The following is a 19,110-nucleotide window of genomic DNA, read 5'->3' as shown; positions in this document are numbered from 1 at the left end:
TCTTATCAGCCCCTCCTCCCTTTGCTAAACAGTTTATTAACTGCATGTAAGGCAGGGAACGGCATTGTTCCTACTCCTTTATTTTAGTTCGACAATCATTTCAATCTCGATAGGTGTATGGTACGGCAGAGAATTGGCTGAAACAGCTGAGCGTGCATGCTCCCCTCTTTCACCTAATGATTTGATAAGCAGTGCTGAGGCACCATCTATGACAAGGGGCTGGTCCGCAAATGTAGCTGTGGAATTGACAAAGGCTAGTAGCTTTACGACTTGTTTTATTTCGTCAAGATTTCCCGTATGTAATTTGATTGCTGCTAAAAGGTTCAACATCACGATTTCTGCAGCGTGTTTTCCTTCCTCTATTGTTAAGTCTTTCCCTAACTTCCCCTTGTATTGAAGTTCTCCATTCACACGGCAGTCCTGTCCAGCTGTATACAATAAATTTCCCACTTGCTTCACGGAAACGTAACCGTTGAGAGGCAAATTTGGACTTGGTAAATAGATCCCCTTGCTTTGCATCTGTTGCTCTGTAGAATCTAACAATAACATCACTCCTTAAGTCAAAATAATAGTTAAGTTTATGGACCAACTCATAGCATTGTCAATGATAATATCAGAATAATTAAAATACTTTGTCAATAAATCTCTCGTTCGGTTCATTATTCTACCGTGAACGAAAGAACTTTCTTAGGTGCTAGAATTCTTTTACACACACAAAGGAGGTAACAAGATGGAGGACCAACCTTTTAAAGTAGAACTGAGAAATGTAACCAAAACCTTCGAATCTAAGAAGGGGATGGTGACAGCGATTGATAAGGTGGAAATGCAAGTCCCCCCTCATAAATTTATCAGTATCATCGGCCCAAGTGGCTGCGGGAAGTCCACATTGTTTAACATTATCTCAGGTCTTGATGAGCCTAGTCATGGAGAGTTAATTGTTGATGGAATGAATGTAAATGGTGCGACTGGTCTTGTTGGGTACATGCTGCAAAAAGATTTGCTGCTTCCATGGCGCTCTATTTTAGATAATGTCATTCTCGGGATGGAGATTTTAAAAACCCCTAAAAAAGAGGCAAAGGAAATTGCCATGCCCCTTTTAGAAAAGTATGGATTAAAAGGCTTTGAACATAGCTATCCTTCACAATTATCAGGTGGAATGAGACAGCGAGCAGCTTTGCTGAGAACCGTTTTATATAACAAGGATATTATTTTGTTGGACGAGCCCTTTGGGGCATTGGATGCTCAGACCAGGGCGAACATGCAGGAGTGGTTACTTGACCTCTGGGATGATTTTCAGAAGACGATTTTATTTGTAACGCACGATATTGATGAGGCAATCTATCTTTCAGATGAAATTTATATTATGACGGCGAGACCAGGAACCGTGAAGTCTCGTTTACCTGTTCATTTAGATAGACCTAGGAAGCCAACGATTACAACATCACCCGAATTTACTCAGTTAAAAGAAGAAGCCCTTCAGCTCCTCTCACAGGAAGTGAGAAAGAGCCAAAAAGAAGGCGCATAAGGAGGAGTGTAAGTTGACAAGTAATGTTAAATCAGCAGAGAACGTCTCACTACCTTCTAATCTCGAAAAAATAAGAAAATCGGCTAAACGGAAGACATGGTCATCAGTGGAAAAGGAACCTCAAGAATGGGCTTTACATGTTGGTAGGGCGGGGGTCTTTATCCTTGGTATTCTCGTATGGGAGTTACTTGCACGATTAGAGATCATCAATTCATTTTTTTGGAGTATGCCGTCCGAAATTCTTGAGACCTGGCTAGTGATTGCAGCAAATGGTTCTATCTGGTATGACACGTTTTATACGTTTCAATCAACGATTTATGGATTTCTCATCGGTACATTGGGTGGAGCAGCTATCGGGTTATCGTTCTGGTGGTCAAAGTATTATGCAAAGGTGGCCGAGCCTTTTCTAATTATTTTTGAAGCGATGCCTAAGCTAGCCCTAGCCCCAATTGTTGTTCTTATCTTTGGAATAGGTCTTTCTTCAAAGGTTGCTATGGCTATTGCGATTACCATTATTATTACTACATTAACGACCTATAATGGCATGAAACAAGTGGACCGAGATCTTATTCGAATGATATTTGCGCTAGGTGCATCAAAGTGGCAGGTATTTCTGAAGGTGGTTGTTCCTTGGACGATGCCAGCTATCATCTCTGCTCTAAGAATTAACATTGGCCTAGCCTTAACGGGAGCCATTGTTGGGGAATACATCGGTTCAAGTAGTGGGTTAGGTAGGATGATATTCTACGCAGGTCAGACTTACGAAATTTCGTTGATTTGGGCAGGTATCTTTAATTTATCATTACTTTCAATGTTCCTGTATCTCATCATTTCTTGGCTAGAAAAAAGACTACTACAAGGTGTCCTTCACAAAGGATAGGAGGAGAATATAGATGAGGCAGTTTACACTTTATACATTTGCTAGCTTAATGTTGATAGTTTTAAGTGCATGCGGCGGCTCAAGTAGCCAAGGTGCTTCAACAGGTGCGGATGGAGATGTGCCGACGCTAGTTATTGCTGAGCCACTGAGAGGTTTTGGTTATCTTCCTCTTTATGTAGCCGTACAAGAGGATTACTTTGAAGGGGTCGATATCGAAATTACCACGCTTGCCGGAGGGAGCGCCCATACAAATGCTGTATTAACGAATGAAGCCTGGGCATTTATTGGAGGTCCTGAGCATAATGCATTTGCAAAGGCTAAAAATGCTGACCTTAAGGCAATCATTAATGTTGTAAATCGTGGAAATGTCTATATGGTTGCGAAAGAAGGTTTAGGTGTTGAAGAGGATATGGCAACCTTTCTAAAAGGTAAATCAATAGTAACCACTGCTTATGGCGGGACGCCAAATTCAATTACACGTTATTTGCTCAATGAATGGGGTCTTGACGTTGATCAGGATGTAACGTTATTGGAGGTAGATCAATCCTCTATCCCAAGCGTAGTAAGTGAGGGTCAAGCGGAAATTGCAGTAGTAGCAGATCCAATCTTGCAGCAAGGTATGAATGAGGGTATTTGGACAGCCCCGTTTTATAATATTCCAGAGGAAATGGGAGATTACGCATATTCTACTATAAATGTGCAATTAGACACGATAGAAGAGCATCCCGAGCAAGTGGAAGCCTTTGTTGAAGGAATGAAAAAAGGATTAGCATATATAGAAGAGGACCCAGAAGCAGCATTAGCCATCGCCAAAAAGGAGTTTCCTACCTTTGAAGATGATATGTTAAAAAGCATGATGGACCGAGCAATTCAGGATCAGCATTGGGAGTTTTCAGGAGAAATCACAGAACAATCGATTCAGACAAACTTAGAAGTTGTGGTAAATGCAGAAATGCTAGAGCCCAATGTTATTTCCTATGAAGATATAGTTGAATCATCATTTTTTCAAAAATAAGGAGGAGATTCTATGAAGAAAGTATGGGATGAGTTTCTAACGGACCGAGATAGAGAAGTCTTTGGTGAAGCGGGATTCGGACAAGGAGCGGGACTTGGGTCAAAACCGGCGCTATTAATCATTGATGTAAGCTATGATTTTAGCGGACATAAGCGTGAACCAGTACAGGACTCAGTGAAAACGTGGAAGCTAAGCTGTGGAGAAGAAGCGTGGGATGCGATTCACCACACTGAAACGTTAATTGCAAAAGCAAGGGAAAAAAGAATCCCAATTATTTATACAACAGGCATTGACCCAAGGCCAGATAAATTTGATAGGGGAGGTTGGGCTTGGAAAAACTCAAAAGTGGAAAAACAGCAAGGGGTCCCAGGGTATAGAGGCAACGATATTGTAAGCGAAATTGCTCCTCTAGAAACGGATATATATATTGAAAAGCTTAAGCCGAGTGCATTTCATGGTACGAATCTATTAACTCATCTCATACATTTAGGGGTGGATTCATTAATAGTGACGGGGACCACAACAAGCGGATGTGTAAGAGCCTCCGTTGTAGATGCTTTCTCCTATAACTATAGAATTGGTGTGGTGGAAGAATGCACGTTTGACCGAGGACAGGCCTCTCATGCTATGGCCCTGTATGATATGAATGCGAAATATGCAGACTGCATGGCGTTGGACGACACACTTAGCTATATGACTACACTTGAAACAGGCCTCTACGATCATTTAATGGATTTTGGTGAATATAAGAATAAGGTGACAGTGGAATAGTTATCTATGTGTTTTGGGGTCTGGAATTTCTTCCAGACCTTATTTTCTAGATTGAAAGCGGAGATATCCTATGGGTGAAAGAAAAAAAGAAGAATGGCTATTTATTTCTATATGCTGTGGACTGTACTGGTTTGCCCATTCGTTAACTAGACCGGTCATTGCATTGTATGGACTTTCTTTTGGAGCATCTGAGCTGCAAATTGGTTTAATTCTCGCTATATATGCAGTTGTTCCCCTACTTTTAGCCATTCCGATCGGAGGTTATATCAAGAAGGTCGGGGCAGAGGTTTTGTTTCGTTGGGGAGCCTGGCTTATGTGTATTAGTGCAATTCTCTATCTCCTATCTATGGAGGTTTCTATATTAATTGTTGCTCAAATCGTTGCTGGTATTGGGCAATTATTTGTCTGGCTTACCGTTCAAGTGATGATCACAGGGGAGGCCGCTAAGCCTAGTAAAGCCAAAAGAATCGCCACATTTTCTTTTTATATGGCGCTTGGTCAATTACTAGGACCCGTTACAGCAGGTTTTAGTTTGGAATGGGCTGGTTATTTCAGTGTATTTCTTTTATATGGAGTTATTTGCGTGGTCATTATGTTTGCAGGCTACCGCATACAAAAAATACATGTAGATAAAGAATCAGCCGTTCAACCTGAAAGAAGGACACCAGCGTTTGCCCTGGTAAGAAATAAAGGTGTAGCTGCTGGTTTAGTCGCTTCGTTTGTGATGCTGTTTATAGTGGACACGCGTATGTCTTATGTCCCTCTTTATTTAGAAGTAAATGATTTTAATTATCTACAAATTGGTATTCTTTTAACTATAGCATCTGCAGCAGGATTATTGGTTAAAGCGGTGTATGAACGACTAACAAAAGTATGGTCAATGTCTACCATTTTAATGTGGAGTTTCTTTTTCTCAATGCTGCTTCTGATGGTTGTACCTATCACCCAGAACATCATCTTGATATCAGCCGTGCTCGCTGTCTCTGGGTTTTCATTAGCCATTAATCAATCGGTTTCCATGTCTCTAATCTCAGAACATACCACGAGTCAGGAAAGGGGAACTGCCTTTGGCTTACGATTATTAATGAACCGTGCAGCCCAGCTATTAAATCCGATGTACTTTTCTTTAGTTCTTCCTTTTTTGAGTTATACATTATCATTTTTACTGTTAGGGCTTATTTTATCGGTTTTTGCTTTATTCACTGTGAACTTGCTTAAAAGGGTAGGCAAACAAGATGATAACGTTGTACAGGTAGATGTGTAAATTATTTCTGATATATAATCTCACATTTATGCTAGGTTTAACAGGATTTGAATTATGATTAGTAGAAAGTGGAGGCGAAACATGGACAAGTTAGATTTAGAGTTATTTACATCGTTAGCCCATGACAGAAGTATGAATAAGCTAGCTTTAACGTATCCACTTTCGTATTCTACCATCGCTAAACGCCTGCAGCTACTAGAGGATGAGGTAGGAAAAAAATTATTTATTCGAACCAAGGCTGGAGCTGAATTTACATTAGAGGGACGCAAATTTTATTATTTTGCTTACAAAACATTACTTACTCTAAACGAAGGAATTCGAATTACTCAATACTCTGATGAGGAAGATAATGAAGTATTTCAATTTGGTGTGAATAATCCAGTGATTAGGGTTATATCACCGATACTTTTGCCTATGATGGAAAAGCAGAATCTTTATAAAAAGTGGAAAATTCAACTAAGTACGTCAATAGAACTTCCTATGCTAACAAGCTGTGAAGTCGTGCAAATGGCTATAGTAAATCAAAATGATTATATTCCAGATAACGTGGCAAGCATTGAATTGTTTAAAGAGCCGATTCTTCTCGTTGGTTCAAAGAAACATAAGAAATATCAAGATATCAGACACACTAGTTTTTTATTAAGAGATGCACGCTTTATCATTCCAAAGCGAGGCTATCCATTAAGAGAGCTAATAGAAGAGAGGTTCTTTCGCGCATTTAATATACGCCCTAAACAGATTATAGAACTAGAAAACTCTTGTGATACTAAGACTCTTGTGAGAGAAGGGGTAGGATATACATTATTACCACGCTCAAGTCTATGGTTAGATTCAGAAGGATTATCCATTTATGATCCACATGAAGAGAATCTCTGTCAGCGTTTCTATTTAATTTATCCAAAAAGGTTAGAAGAGCAGCATAAAGAAATGATTGCCTTCGTCGTAAAAAGTGTACGGGAGCAGGTGGACTTTTACCGAGACAATGAAGGGCAAAAGTTAAAAATGTCATAATGTGTGATAGCCAGCTTGAGGTCATCTCAGCTGGTTTTTATAATTGGTAAAGCCATGTTTGAATAGCGTCATTCGCCCATCACGTTGTTTCTTACATTTTATGAATATCAGCCCTCTGCTCCCTTTGCGTAACATTGTATTATTTGTTATAAGCCAAGCCACTTTAGTTCACTTTTATTGATTTTAACTTCTAGTGTTTCGGTATACCTATATTACTAGTATAATAAGGAAATATAAAAGTAATTCTATTAGTTTATGATGAATTAAATATAGTTCTTTAGATATGCAGAAGAAATAATTTTATACTGTATCTATATATTATGTTAATGAATAGAAATTAAATTCTACTAAACATTTTAAAGTGGGGGAATACATTGTTGATAATTAAAAAATGGTCTAGAATTTTGCTTCCCGAGCTGCAACTATTAGATTTTAAGAAAAGAGAAAGAGTACAAAAACAACCAAATCAGCAAATGATACAACAGACTCCCCAAGCTATTCAATTGGGGAATCAACAAGTTGCACCTGGTCTTTCTACATCTGGAGGGGCAGCATTACCTAAAGAAATAAGTGTTCAGCAGACATCAAAAGAGCGTAAGAAGTCAGCGGTGATACCAGATCAACTCGATCAAACCTTTGTATTAGCTGAACAAATGGTTAAATCTCAAGTGTATGGCCAATCAGAATATGTTGACGGTCTCCTATTGTGGTTTAAGAAGCAACAGCTTCTTGGTGGAAGCTTTGATGGAAAAGCCAATGCAATTGCTGTATTTGGTCCACATGGTACTGGGAAAAAGAAAGGGGTTGAACAAACTGTTCAAGCTCTTCATCATTACAAGGTGCTTCCTACTCCTCAAGTTATGACACTTGATATGTCTATCTATAGTGATAAGGATGTACACTCTAACTTTATTCGTGATTGTTCAAGCGCTTTTGCATTAGGTAAAGCAACTGTTGTGTTGAAGGGTCTAGATGGCGCTACTCAGGCAGTGCTTGATTACGTTACTTTATTAGTGAAGCAAGGTTGGTTTCGAACGGAATCAGGAATTGTTATTGATGCTGCAGATCACTTACTTGTATTTGTTGCAGAAAAGGAAAGAGACTTACCTAAGATTATCAGCGACCAATTAGTTGAAAAGCTTAAAACCATTCCTCTAACACAAGATGTAATGTATCAAATCACTACTGAAATGATTGAAAGAGCATTAACCCATGTAAAAGAACGAACAGGATTACAGGTTACGTATACATCAGACATGCCAATGCACTTAGCGAAGCTATCCATTGAACATAAAGGGTTCGGTAGTTTGATTCATCGGTGGACGATGGGGCAGGTGGTGGAGAGGCTCATCAGTGAAAGAGCTAAGGCTCAGCTTCGTGAATCAGAATCTCTAATCTGGAAAGATGGGGCAATTTATTTAAGAATAAATGATACGTTACTATTTAAACCAGAGCAAATGGAAAGAACATCAGTAGAACAATCCTTTGCCAAATTAGAACAACTTATTGGACTTCAAGAAGTTAAGACGTTTGTTCATGAATTAGCAAGCACAATTGAGCTTCAGGCAAAACGGAAAGAAGCGGGCATGCAAAATACCGCATTAACTTTACATATGATTTTTGCCGGGAACCCTGGTACAGGGAAAACGACAGTTGCTAGGTTAGTTGCTGGTATTTTGCAGGGACTTGGTGTGCTTTCTAGAGGTCAGCTTGTTGAAGTCGCTAGACAAGATTTAGTGGGCGAATATGTAGGCCATACCGGTCCTAAAACGATGGCCAAAGTTCAAGAAGCCTTAGGCGGGGTATTATTTATTGATGAAGCCTATGCGTTATCAAGAAATAAGCAGGACACGTTTGGGACTGAAGCAATTGATACGCTTGTCAAAGGAATGGAGGATTATCGCGAGGATCTTGTAGTCATATTAGCGGGATACACGAAAGAGATGGAAGGGTTCCTAAAAACCAATCCGGGTCTACCTTCCAGATTTCCTTTACAAGTGGAATTTAGCGATTATCAACCAGAAGAATTACTTACCATGCTTCAACTTATGGCTGTTGGAAGAGATTATCAAGTAGCCCCCGAAGCTGCACCTGCTCTTTTAAATTTGTTTGAACGAAAGCAAATCCCTGGTAGGAATGACAGTGGAAATGGTCGTCTTGTAAGAAACATATTAGAAGAAGCTATTCGAAAGCAAGCTGCTCGAATTTCAGAAGAGGGTGGCGACTTTCATGTTTTACACACGTTTGATTTTGGTGCAGAGGAAGAGGAAAGCTTTCAGTTGGAAGAAGCGTTATCTAAATTCATTGGATTATCTTCTGTAAAAGAATTTGTGCGCACGCTTGAAAAACAACTTTTTGCTAATAAACGTCGTAAAGAAGCCGGACTTGAAGTAAGAACAGAGCAAGTACTTAATATGGTCTTTACAGGAAATCCAGGTACAGGGAAAACAACGATTGCACAAACCATTGCGCTTATGTTAAAAGAATTAGGCATTTTAAAAAGGGGCCATCTTGTTGAAGTAGGTCGGAGTGAACTTGTTTCTGGGTATGTTGGTCAGACGGCTGAAAAAACAAAGGAAGTTGTTGAATCCGCTCTAGGTGGTGTGTTATTCATTGACGAAGCTTATGCTCTGGCTGAGGAAGGGTCAGGTTTTGGGGATGAAGCTATCCATGAATTAGTTAGATTAATAGAGCTTCACAAAAACGAAGTGATTGTTATCATGGCTGGTTATAATGACGAAATGAAAACCTTACTTAGTAAAAACCCTGGTCTGGAATCTAGGTTTCCGCTCCATGTACACTTTCCAGATTATGAGCCGAGTGAATTGGTAAGGATTTTACATATGTTTACTGAACAGCGTGGATTCTTACTTTCTAATGAACATGACCTTACGTTGGAGCGTTTATTTGATCAAAAGCAAAAAGAAAAGCGGGAAGCAAGCGGGAATGGTCGTATGGTTCGGAATGTGTTAGAGTCTGCGATTAGACGTCAGTCGGTACGTGTAGCGGACTCAGAAGCTATCATAGGAAATGCGCTTATAGAACTTCGATTGGAGGATTTTGAGGTTCAATCCAAAGCTGAAGACGAAGCGACCGCCAAGGAAGAACTTACTAATATCATAGGATTACAGTCTGTAAAGACGCTAATGGAAAATCTATTCGCACAAGTCGCTATGAATGAGCGACGTAAAGAATTGGGATTACCTGAAATTAGTGGTCAAAGTCTTCATATGTCCTTTACAGGAAATCCTGGTACAGGAAAAACAACTATAGCAAGGATTGTTGCAAAAAGGTTAAACGAATTAGGGGTTATTCCTTCTTATAATTTAGTGGAAACGGATCGTAGTGGGCTTGTTGCCGGGTATTCAGGGCAAACAGCATTAAAAACCAAAGAGGTTATTGAAAGTGCTCGTGGAGGTGTACTCTTTATTGATGAAGCGTATAGTTTAGCGGGAGACTCATTTGGTCAAGAAGCCATTGATGCGATTGTGAAGGCGATGGAAGATTTAAAAGGGGAGCTAGTTGTTATCGTAGCTGGATATGAAAAAGAGATGGAAGGTTTTTGGAGTTCAAATTCAGGACTTCGTTCACGTTTTCCTCAACATATGCCATTTCCAGACTACACAGCCCATGAAATGTTACAAATTGCCCGAGGCATGCTTCAGAAAAAAGGTTACAGCATCTCGAAACAAGCTGAGATTACACTCGAAACCCAATGTGTAAAAGAAGAAAACAGTGCATCTAGTGGAAATGGACGTTTTGTTCGTAATGTAGTAGAAGCATCTATTAGAAAGCATGCCGTCCGGTTAGTTGATCAAAGTGAAGCTTCTATGGAGATTTTAACAACGATTTTGGAAGAAGACGTTGCGCAAAGAGAGGAACTATCATGAATATCCTAAAAAAAATGATGAACACCACTCTTGGTGTTGGATTTGCACCTGTTTTTATTTTTGTCGCAATAACAACAGTCATTGGACCTCTAATGGCATTTTCAGATATTAGAACTATGTTACAGTATGGTACTCCAAACGGTGGTTTGTATTTATTTATGGTAAGTATGTGTTGTTTTATTCTTTATTTGTCTGTTAGAGTTCCAGCTTTCCAAGTGTACTATCGAATGATACCAATCCTATGGCCAATCTTACAACTTGCATTATTTATGTTTATTGGAATTGGAATAGCGGCAACTATTATTAACTATTGGGCGGAATATAATATACCTTCTCGTGGTTTTGCCATCTCTCTAGGAATTTTGAGTGTTTTATGTGTACGTGTATTTATGTCATGGTGGTTTTATAAAAATCCACTTGCTCCAATCCATCAATCCGGGGAGGGGTTTGAATGAATCAACAAGAAAAAAAGCAAAAAGAGAATGTTCAGAAACAGGAATGGACACCAAACCCTTCTATGAATCCAGATCAAGAACAAAAACAAAGTCATAAAAGAAAAAAGCAAACAAGAATTACTTCACACATACAAGAACCAGCCAAAAAGATGCGGTTCATATTTGGAATTACATCACTAGTAACTCTTATTATAGCTTTTAGTATTTCCTCTAACTTAAGTGAAGAACAAGGGTTAGAGGAAATAGCAAATCGTACATCTTCCTCAATTGAATCTGGGTTCACCATAACTGATATGAGTGAAGTTGAGCTTGATGCGAGAGATTTTGAAGTTGGTGATTTTGATGGTGGTACAGCACGTATGTTAATATGGGATTTCACTGGTGATTCAGAGGATAAGGTACAAATTATCGTTGATGGTCAGGTACTACGGGAAAGTCATACCTTAACCTCTTCGGTGGCTGCTTATTCGGTTCCTGTACCAAGTGTTGTGACTATTCAAGGTCTTGATAGTAATGCAACATATGCAGTAAAATTTCCGGAACGTCGTTATACCATTTTTAATGTAGTGACTTCGGGAACAGGTAATTCGTATACACTAACGCCAGGATTATAATTGTATAGACTTTAGAAATATCATAAATCCCTATATAATTGCACATAACTTTATAAATGTTATGTGCATTTTTATTAGATAATAGTAAGTAATCCTGGATAGGAGGCCACAATTATGCAGTGTCATTCAAGTGAGGAACTAGAAGGACTGGTTGAAGAGGCGAGGCAACTGACAGTGGATGGACATGTTGCCGATTATATTCCTGCTCTTGCGCACGCAAATCAAGATAAGCTCTCAGTTGCATTGTATTATCCGGATGGGCGCTGTTATTCAGCCGGGGATACGGAGGAGAATTTTACATTACAAAGCATTTCAAAAGTGCTAACACTAGCACTCGCTTTAATGGATCGTGGGGAGGAGTATGTATTTGATCACGTAGGCCAGGAGCCGACGGGTGATCCGTTTAATTCCATTGCCAAGCTTGAGACCAACAAACCATCCAAACCTTTAAATCCAATGATTAACGCAGGTGCGCTTGCTATTACTCATATGATTATTGGGGATACGGTAGAGGATAGACTAGAGCGTTTGTTGAATTTTATTCGAAAACTCTCAGGGAACCCATCCATTAACTATAACCAAATCATTGCTCAATCGGAGCTTAAAACTGGTCATTTAAACCGCTCTCTTTGTTACTTTATGAAGCAGCACGGTGTCATTGATGAACCAGTGGAAGATCTAATGGATTTATACACGAAACAATGTGCCATCGAGATGAATTGCTTAGACCTCGCTCGGATTGGATGTGTGTTAGCGATGGATGGCGCAGATCCTGTATCAGGTGAACAAATTATTCCGCGAGATTTTGCGCGTATCGCAAAAACGTTTATGGTGACATGTGGTATGTACAATGCCTCTGGCGAATTTGCGATTAAAGTAGGTATTCCGGCAAAAAGTGGTGTAGCAGGAGGCATTATGGGTTCACTGCCACGCACATGCGGAATCGGTATTTGTGGGCCATCACTAGATGATAAAGGGAACAGTATAGCTGGGATCAGGCTACTAGAAATGATGTCGAAGAAGTATTCGTTGAGTATGTTTTAAAAAAACAACGAGAGCTTTATCAAAAACTTTAGGTACAACTAAACCGTCCTGCAAAAGCAGAACGGTTTATCTATGTTTACAATGTCATTTCAATTTAATTTCCTGCATCACTATCTTACTGTGCGGTAGGGAAGGAATGTCATTGAAACTAAAGGTAAGGTCCTGGTCAGGGATCGGACTCCAATCAAATTACTGATACCAATCTAGTCTGTCTTACCTTCTGAAAGGTTGAATAAACATAAGAACAAACAAAAAACATCTCTACGCCCCCCTCAAAACCAACCTGTTTTGTTAAAATAAAGGCACAGAATCATTTTCAGTAAATTTTCCAGCGTTAAAAATCTGAATATTCATTAACTTACTCTCGGGGAGGGAAGCATGAACAGAAAAAGTGTGGAGATGAACCATCAATTAATGCTCAATTGGTATAGCGATTTGAAGGTATATTGTCGCTATTTAGCCTCTAGTCCGTGGGAAGCAGAGGATTTGTTGCAAGAAACGTTTTTAAAATGTTATGTAGCTATGGGGAAAGACCAACATCGTAATGTCTCAAAATCTTTCTTATATAAAATAGCTAGAAATACATGGATTGATTACGCAAGAAAAAAGAAGCTACCGACAGAAGAATATGTGGAAGAGCAAGTAAAAGGGGAATACCCAGCTGAATATTTAGTCAGAGAAACACTGGAGCTTTTATCTGTTTATGTGTCACCAAAGCAGTTTGTTTTAATTCTATTAATAGATGTTTTCCGATTTACTGGAAAAGAAGCAGCAAGCTTATTAGGTGACAGTGAATCGGCTGTTCATACCAGTGTCCATCGGGCGCGTGAAAAATTAAAGAATGTTTCAATCAAGCTGTTAAACAAAGGAATGTCGCCAAAGAGGTCCAAAGAAAACCAACAGATGATCGAGCCTGAGCAATTTGAGAAATTTATGGATGGCTTTCGAAAAAGAGATGTTCAACTAATTTACGATACATATGTAACTATAGCAGCGAGAGAAATCACTATTACACAGCAACACTCTGCTCGTACTTTTTGTTTTCTATTTACAGATATTGAAGGAAACCTAATTTCGATTTGTAAAGAAATATAAATAAATACAAGGAGAATGTAAGAAACCTGTCTCTTTCTTCGTTAGTATCTATAACAACTGATGAGGGAGGTGAAGAGATGGTTCGAATAGGAGCGGTGTTCATTCCAGTATTTGATGTGCAGACTGCCAGTAGCTGGTATGAAAATACCTTTGGATTGAATTTAGTTGGTGTATGGCCAGAGCACCAAGGAGCTGATTTTTATTTTAACGAACAGAAACAATACGTTACTCTTGTAAAGGTAAATAATAAGCCAAAGCTTACATTTCCTGACCATACTGGTTTTGAAAACAGTTTTTACAATTTCACGGTAGAAAATTTAGAAGACTATCATTCTGAATTAAAAAAGAAAAGTGTAAAGGTCACAGAGATTAGAGAACATGGACCGATTAAAGGATTTGACTTCTTTGATTGTGAGGATAATCAATTTTCTATCATTGTGGATGTATAAAGTCTATAAATAGATATGGAGGAAAATAAGATGAATCAAGCTGTCGCTACATTTACGTGTGAAACGATCACCACATCTTTTCAATTTGTTGGAGTAAGTACAACCGCTAATTTTCCGAATGCTTTCCCTGAAGCAGCCATCAACCTGCAGCTGGATTTCGAATCACGTGTCCATGAGATTAGAGAATCTAAAAAGAGAGATGTCATATTCAGCCCATACATGTGCAATAACTTTGTTGCAACCTATTTTTCTTGCGTGGAAGTCTCAGAGATTAAAGATGTACCCGAGGGAATGATAGGATTTAGCTTGCCTAAAGTGCGTTATGCAAAAATACAATGCTCTAACCAAACCATAGGAGAAGGCTATGAACGTCTATTTACTTGGATGGCAGAGAAGGGCTTTAGTCAAATTCATTTAAACAATACAATGCCAGTTGAAATTTTTTATCCTGAGGATGATATGCATGAATTTAAAGCAGAGATTCTTATTCCAATTGGTGAGAACAAATAATTAATGAAACGTTTGTTTAAATAAAATAGCAGGTAAAGAGGGGAACAGATGAACTCAGCTTTAGTAAAAGTCAGAAAAGACATTCTAGCTGTCGGGTATAAATGGAGCGGTACCTTTGACGAAGCAATTCGAGGGGATATTCATCATACGATTACTACATTAAAAAAATTCTCGGATTTCATCCCGCAGCTTGCTAATCCAAATCAGGCTCTTGGTATAAGCATTCATGACCGTCCAGATGGATTTACCTACTACGCCGCAATGGAAGTACTGGATTTTGGTCCTCTACTTGAAGGTATGCAGCCAATTAGACTTCCTGCTAATTCGTATGCTGAGTTTATTCATAAAAAAGAAGATGACTTATCTACAGCTTACGACCAAGTGGCAGAGTTCTTTCGAGAGAATCAAACGTATAAACCATATCTAGATCCGGAAATTGAAACGTATGATCCATTGCCTATCAAGGTGGAAATTCACCCGTATGACGATGTGTTATCCGAAAGACCAGGATTCAACATTCTAATCCCTGTCCAACTAAAGAAAATTGAATAGTTACAAGAAAAATCACAGCCGTAGAGAAGTCCTCCTTACTGCTGTGATTTTGAATTAGCTTAAGTTATTGTTCAGATTTAATCACAGTGACTATTTTTCTAAAAAAGATAGGGGTAATGGTTAGAAGGTATTTTTTGCTCTTTTATCCTATCGGCTCGTATAATGGTTCAGAGGTGATAAGAGTGGAGACATACCGAATGGATCCAGCAAAAGGGCTGGAATTTGGGTTATATACATTAGGTGATCATTTGCCAAATCCATGGACGGGAGAGAGAATTCCGGCACAACAGAGATTAAAGGAAATTATCCGTTTGGCCCAGCTAGCTGAGCAAGCGGGGTTGGATTTTTTTAGTGTGGGCGAGAGCCATCAGGAGTACTTTGCAACACAAGCGCATTCGGTTGTGCTTTCAGCGATTGCTCAAGCTACAAGTACAATTAAAATAGCTAGTAGCTCGACGATTATTAGTACGTCTGATCCAGTGAGGGTGTATGAGGATTTCTCAACGATTGATCTGCTTTCAGGAGGGCGTGCCGAAATTGTAGCGGGACGGGCTTCAAGAGTGGGCTTATTTGAGCTGCTTGGTTATGAGCTACACAATTATGAAGAGTTATATGAAGAGAAATTTGATTTGCTGCGTAAAATTAATGCAGAGAAAACGGTCAATTGGAGTGGAGCGTTTCGAGCCCCACTAAAAGATGCCAAGGTTCTTCCTCGACCAGTAGGTGGAAAGCTTCCAATCTGGCGCGCGGTAGGTGGATCACCAGCCAGTGCGATCAAAGCCGGGCATGCCGGAGTGCCGATGTTTATGGCCCATCTTGGCGGGCCTGCCGAAGCATTTAAGCAAACGATTGATGCCTACAGAATGGCAGCTACAGAAAAAGGAATTGATCCTGCGACGCTGCCTGTGGCCACAGCGGGTTTCTTTTATGCGGCTGAAACCACACAGCAGGCTCTCAAAGAGTACTATCCACATATCAATGAAGGTATGAAACGTACCAACGGAGGAGGTTTTCCAGAGCACCATTTTGCCCAGGGAGCTGACAGCCGGAGTATCATTAATGTGGGCAGCCCTGATCAAATCATAGAGAAAATCCTTTATCAACACGAGTTGTATGGGCACCAACGATATGTCGCGCAAATGGACTTTGGTGGCGTACCTTTTGACAAGCTGGAGAAAAATATTGAGTTAATTGGAACAAAAATTCTGCCAGCGATTCGAAAGTATACAGCAAAAAAGAAGGAAGAGTAGGACACTTCTATAAAACTTTAACAGAAGTAGAAATAGGGATTTCATAAACTAGATTTTTCAATTGTTAGAGCCAAATATACTAACAGGCTGAGACAAAACATAAAACCTTCACTTAAAACACGAACATTGCAACAAATCCGCTCCAGGAGAATCCCTCGCTTTCCGTGGGAACGGCCTCAGCCCTCGAAGCGGAAAACCACCACTTCGATGTCTTCAGACTCGTTCTTTTCCACAGGAGTCTCGGGTTCTCCTTACGCTTGTTAAAATAATAAAATACGAAAGGACGAATGAATTCACTTAGGATCATTCGTCTTTTCATTATGTTTAATTACTTTTGTCCCAGCCTCTTTAGGTAGTGGACATACGCCACAGTACTCATTTTTACCCATTAAGTAATACATACAGCAGGTGCGACGTGTGCAGGCCTCAGTTTCTAAGTGTAAGAAGGTAGCTAGGGGGTTCTTTTTTAATTGAAAAAGGTCTCCGCTTGCCTCTTTGAGGAAATGAAAGTCATCCTTGATCTGTGTAGATTCTACAGGGGTAAGCTCCTGTGTCAACATCTTGCGATAAAAAGAGTTTATACGCACGGCTACATTTTCCCAAAGGATTTTTGATGGAAGCTTAGATTCTCGCTGGAGCACCAAAATCATAGGAGTTAAGTGCTCTGCAAAAAGTGGGTGCAACATCTCCGTTAGCCACGTTTCACGATCTCCACAGTCCCATTCTATCCACTCGCATTCATCTTGTTGAATATGCAATGTACGGTCTTTACTAAACAGACATCGTTCAATAGGTAAAGATACAAATCCATTATATAAGCTTATGTGATAAAGAGCTGCTGCAACGGTTATTCTAGCGTATTGCTTCATAAATAATGAGGCAGCAACCCTTTGATTAGGTGCCTTGATATCTAGCATATATTGAGAAAGAAACGAACGACATAGTTCTTCGTCCAATAGATGACTAGCTGGTAAACCCTCTGCTTTCGCGCCACAGGGAAGAATGCTAAAAGGCTTAAGTTGTTCCATTTGTGAGGTCTTAATTGCCATAATTCACCTTCCTAGCTAACTGTTATTATTCATTATTCGTTAGTAGGCAAAAGTTGAACATAGACATTTACGAGATTTTGCTGAACATTTAAGACTTTATTCACTGACCGTTAACTAGTAGCTGGTTCATTTTATTAAGAAATAGGCTGTTAGAGTATGCGTTATAGCTCGTATATAAATGATTCGTGTCCAAAATAGAATAGATTCTGTTATGTTTGACTGCACGTAGAGAGGCCCATTCAGCACTTTGCTGTAGCTGCAGCAATTGTTTACGAATGGCCTGTTTACTAGGAAGTCTATGTTTATCTCTATAGATGGTTAGCAATATATGGTCAGGGTTGATCATCGACAATTCATGAAGAGAAATGACTTTCAAATGATCAATGTTTTCAAAACCAGAAGCCTGTGAGATGTGTAAGTCGTTATAAAGGACGGTACCAAGATTCCGCTTGCCATATATACAAAGTGAGCCTTCTCCAATTCCGAGTATTAAAACGCTCCCGCTCCCGATGCTCTGTTTTATTTGTTTACTAACGATTTCAGCTTTTTGATGGTAGGTTTCCAAAAAGGTCTTAGCCTCTTGTTCTCTATTTACTAGACGGGCAACAATACCTAAATTTTTTTGCCAGCTGTCTTGGAATGCTAGGGTGACTGTAGGTGCAATCTGATTGTACAATTCGTCTTTAGTAGTTTGCTTTTGATCTGCTGTTGCACATCGTACAATGAGATCTGGCTTTACAGTAAACAGTCTTTCTAGGTTAGGCTGATGATGACCAATCTCAATAGATTTGATCGTAATTGGAAAGGAATCATTCCTAATGGCTGCGTATGGCTCTAAGCCAAGTGCTATGGAGTGACCAGTGACAAGGTGATTAAGAGAAGCAACACGGTTTGATTGTTTTAATTTATTGATATAAATGGTAGGCGAAGAGCCTTCCTTTGCTTTAAATTTTCGACTGAAATAAAACTCATCACTGAATCCAACCTGTTTCGCAATAGAACGAATCGGTTCGTTTGTTTGGATCAATCTTTGTTTAGCTTGACGCAGTCGCACATCATTTAAGTAAGCGATGGGACTTTTTTGATAGCGTTGTTTGAACTTTCTTGAATAATAATCAGCGTTCAGTCCAGTCATTTGAGCAAGCTGTTCGCGAGTGATTTCTAATTGGTAATGGTTGTCGATGTATTCTCTGCTTTTGTGAATAAGTTGTTCAATCGATACAGATTTTTCGATTTTTAGTTCGTTAAGTAAGGTGTGTATTAATGTCTGAAATAGAATATTGCTCATCATCTTGTCCTGAGTTTGGTGATTCATGACTTCTTGTGCTTTTGATTGGAGTAATAAAGATTGAGCCGTGACTAGCTTTTGCGGACAAGCAAGAGAGCTAGCTTCGTAGTTTCCTTTTCCTTTATCTTTTAATGAAAAAAACTGAAAGTGATACCCGGACACACGTTGTTGGAACTGAATCATTTGCTGTTTGTGTATGTCAGCATGTAAGAAAAAGATGGAGTCCTCATCAATATGGTGGATATCTCCGTTTAGATCAATCCATCCAGTCGGCTCCTTTAAAATAATCAAGCTATGAAGCGCTTGTTCTTGTTTTAAAGTTGATGTTGTTTCAAAATAAGTAGCACTTTCTAATGTATATAAAAAAGCTGACAAATCTTTTTTGAGGTTTTCGTTCGTTTGCATGAGAATATCCCCTCCTTCTAATCAAATGTGTCGTTATCATACA

18 protein-coding genes are annotated in these 19,110 nt (G+C 39.3%); 15 read left to right on the top strand and 3 right to left on the bottom strand.

Annotated features, from left to right (window positions below):
* Positions 1 to 78: 78 nt before the first annotated feature.
* The gene (locus FN960_RS06515; protein ID WP_260681947.1) at positions 79 to 543 is read right to left on the bottom strand and encodes a RidA family protein; all 465 of its coding nucleotides are present in this window, start codon (positions 541 to 543) and stop codon (positions 79 to 81) included.
* 187 nt (positions 544 to 730) lie between these two features.
* On the opposite strand from FN960_RS06515, the gene FN960_RS06510 reads away from it, so the two are divergent.
* From FN960_RS06510 to FN960_RS06440, 15 genes are all read left to right on the top strand, one after another.
* Positions 731 to 1,525, top strand: a complete 795-nt coding sequence (locus FN960_RS06510) for an ABC transporter ATP-binding protein (protein ID WP_143847884.1) — start codon at positions 731 to 733, stop codon at positions 1,523 to 1,525.
* 13 nt (positions 1,526 to 1,538) lie between these two features.
* Positions 1,539 to 2,405, top strand: coding sequence for an ABC transporter permease (locus tag FN960_RS06505; RefSeq protein WP_143847883.1), 867 nt, complete (start codon positions 1,539 to 1,541; stop codon positions 2,403 to 2,405).
* Positions 2,406 to 2,418: 13 nt separating this feature from the next.
* On the top strand, positions 2,419 to 3,420 hold the full coding sequence (locus FN960_RS06500) for an ABC transporter substrate-binding protein (RefSeq protein WP_143847882.1): 1,002 nt from the start codon (positions 2,419 to 2,421) through the stop codon (positions 3,418 to 3,420).
* A gap of 12 nt (positions 3,421 to 3,432) precedes the next feature.
* Positions 3,433 to 4,191, top strand: coding sequence for an isochorismatase family protein (locus tag FN960_RS06495; protein WP_143847881.1), 759 nt, complete (start codon positions 3,433 to 3,435; stop codon positions 4,189 to 4,191).
* 70 nt (positions 4,192 to 4,261) lie between these two features.
* The gene (locus FN960_RS06490) at positions 4,262 to 5,455 is read left to right on the top strand and encodes an MFS transporter (RefSeq protein WP_143847880.1); all 1,194 of its coding nucleotides are present in this window, start codon (positions 4,262 to 4,264) and stop codon (positions 5,453 to 5,455) included.
* An 81-nt stretch (positions 5,456 to 5,536) separates the two neighbouring features.
* Complete coding sequence (locus tag FN960_RS06485) at positions 5,537 to 6,466, top strand: LysR family transcriptional regulator (protein ID WP_185970946.1); 930 nt, start codon at positions 5,537 to 5,539, stop codon at positions 6,464 to 6,466.
* A 374-nt stretch (positions 6,467 to 6,840) separates the two neighbouring features.
* Entirely contained in the window at positions 6,841 to 10,356 is a 3,516-nt protein-coding gene (locus tag FN960_RS06480) for an AAA family ATPase (RefSeq protein WP_260681946.1), read from the top strand.
* On the top strand, positions 10,353 to 10,811 hold the full coding sequence (locus tag FN960_RS06475) for a hypothetical protein (protein WP_143847878.1): 459 nt from the start codon (positions 10,353 to 10,355) through the stop codon (positions 10,809 to 10,811). The genes FN960_RS06480 and FN960_RS06475 overlap by 4 nt, the downstream gene beginning before the upstream one ends.
* Positions 10,808 to 11,425, top strand: coding sequence for a hypothetical protein (locus FN960_RS06470; protein WP_143847877.1), 618 nt, complete (start codon positions 10,808 to 10,810; stop codon positions 11,423 to 11,425). The genes FN960_RS06475 and FN960_RS06470 overlap by 4 nt, the downstream gene beginning before the upstream one ends.
* Before the next feature lie 114 nt (positions 11,426 to 11,539).
* Positions 11,540 to 12,469 carry a glutaminase A gene (gene glsA / locus FN960_RS06465; RefSeq protein ID WP_143847876.1) on the top strand — a complete coding sequence of 310 codons (930 nt, stop codon included), beginning with the start codon at positions 11,540 to 11,542 and terminating at the stop codon, positions 12,467 to 12,469.
* Positions 12,470 to 12,847: 378 nt separating this feature from the next.
* On the top strand, positions 12,848 to 13,564 hold the full coding sequence (locus tag FN960_RS06460; RefSeq protein WP_143847875.1) for an RNA polymerase sigma factor: 717 nt from the start codon (positions 12,848 to 12,850) through the stop codon (positions 13,562 to 13,564).
* A gap of 77 nt (positions 13,565 to 13,641) precedes the next feature.
* Positions 13,642 to 14,013 carry a VOC family protein gene (locus tag FN960_RS06455; protein WP_143847874.1) on the top strand — a complete coding sequence of 124 codons (372 nt, stop codon included), beginning with the start codon at positions 13,642 to 13,644 and terminating at the stop codon, positions 14,011 to 14,013.
* Positions 14,014 to 14,043: 30 nt separating this feature from the next.
* A complete protein-coding gene (locus tag FN960_RS06450; protein WP_143847873.1) occupies positions 14,044 to 14,523 on the top strand; it encodes a GyrI-like domain-containing protein in 480 nt (159 codons plus the stop codon).
* A 48-nt stretch (positions 14,524 to 14,571) separates the two neighbouring features.
* Positions 14,572 to 15,075, top strand: a complete 504-nt coding sequence (locus tag FN960_RS06445) for a GyrI-like domain-containing protein (RefSeq protein WP_143847872.1) — start codon at positions 14,572 to 14,574, stop codon at positions 15,073 to 15,075.
* Positions 15,076 to 15,257: 182 nt separating this feature from the next.
* Positions 15,258 to 16,325 (top strand): LLM class flavin-dependent oxidoreductase, encoded by a 1,068-nt coding sequence (locus FN960_RS06440; protein ID WP_143847871.1) that lies wholly within the window; start codon positions 15,258 to 15,260, stop codon positions 16,323 to 16,325.
* 293 nt (positions 16,326 to 16,618) lie between these two features.
* Here FN960_RS06440 and FN960_RS06435 read toward each other — a convergent pair whose 3' ends face one another.
* Together FN960_RS06435 and FN960_RS06430 are read right to left on the bottom strand one after the other, a co-directional pair.
* Entirely contained in the window at positions 16,619 to 17,374 is a 756-nt protein-coding gene (locus FN960_RS06435; protein ID WP_143847870.1) for an IucA/IucC family C-terminal-domain containing protein, read from the bottom strand.
* A 100-nt stretch (positions 17,375 to 17,474) separates the two neighbouring features.
* Complete coding sequence (locus FN960_RS06430) at positions 17,475 to 19,067, bottom strand: ABC transporter substrate-binding protein (protein WP_143847869.1); 1,593 nt, start codon at positions 19,065 to 19,067, stop codon at positions 17,475 to 17,477.
* Positions 19,068 to 19,110 lie beyond the last annotated feature (43 nt).

Origin of the sequence: Alkalicoccobacillus porphyridii (assembly GCF_007293315.1) — a bacterium.
Lineage (GTDB): Bacteria > Bacillota > Bacilli > Bacillales > Bacillaceae_D > Alkalicoccobacillus > Alkalicoccobacillus porphyridii.
Note: the sequence above shows the minus strand (reverse complement) of the source record. Positions and strands in the feature narration are given on the sequence as shown.

What these genes read in the sequence shown, in the direction of transcription:
- FN960_RS06445 (WP_143847872.1), top strand. Translation starts at nt 14,572, where the DNA reads ATGAACTCAGCTTTAGTAAAAGTCAGAAAAGACATTCTAGCTGTCGGG.
- FN960_RS06485 (WP_185970946.1), top strand. Translation starts at nt 5,537, where the DNA reads ATGGACAAGTTAGATTTAGAGTTATTTACATCGTTAGCCCATGACAGA.
- FN960_RS06450 (WP_143847873.1), top strand. Translation starts at nt 14,044, where the DNA reads ATGAATCAAGCTGTCGCTACATTTACGTGTGAAACGATCACCACATCT.
- FN960_RS06455 (WP_143847874.1), top strand. Translation starts at nt 13,642, where the DNA reads ATGGTTCGAATAGGAGCGGTGTTCATTCCAGTATTTGATGTGCAGACT.
- FN960_RS06495 (WP_143847881.1), top strand. Translation starts at nt 3,433, where the DNA reads ATGAAGAAAGTATGGGATGAGTTTCTAACGGACCGAGATAGAGAAGTC.
- FN960_RS06510 (WP_143847884.1), top strand. Translation starts at nt 731, where the DNA reads ATGGAGGACCAACCTTTTAAAGTAGAACTGAGAAATGTAACCAAAACC.
- FN960_RS06490 (WP_143847880.1), top strand. Translation starts at nt 4,262, where the DNA reads ATGGGTGAAAGAAAAAAAGAAGAATGGCTATTTATTTCTATATGCTGT.
- glsA (WP_143847876.1), top strand. Translation starts at nt 11,540, where the DNA reads ATGCAGTGTCATTCAAGTGAGGAACTAGAAGGACTGGTTGAAGAGGCG.
- FN960_RS06475 (WP_143847878.1), top strand. Translation starts at nt 10,353, where the DNA reads ATGAATATCCTAAAAAAAATGATGAACACCACTCTTGGTGTTGGATTT.
- FN960_RS06460 (WP_143847875.1), top strand. Translation starts at nt 12,848, where the DNA reads ATGAACAGAAAAAGTGTGGAGATGAACCATCAATTAATGCTCAATTGG.
- FN960_RS06500 (WP_143847882.1), top strand. Translation starts at nt 2,419, where the DNA reads ATGAGGCAGTTTACACTTTATACATTTGCTAGCTTAATGTTGATAGTT.
- FN960_RS06430 (WP_143847869.1), bottom strand. Translation starts at nt 19,067, where the DNA reads ATGCAAACGAACGAAAACCTCAAAAAAGATTTGTCAGCTTTTTTATAT.
- FN960_RS06470 (WP_143847877.1), top strand. Translation starts at nt 10,808, where the DNA reads ATGAATCAACAAGAAAAAAAGCAAAAAGAGAATGTTCAGAAACAGGAA.
- FN960_RS06435 (WP_143847870.1), bottom strand. Translation starts at nt 17,374, where the DNA reads ATGGCAATTAAGACCTCACAAATGGAACAACTTAAGCCTTTTAGCATT.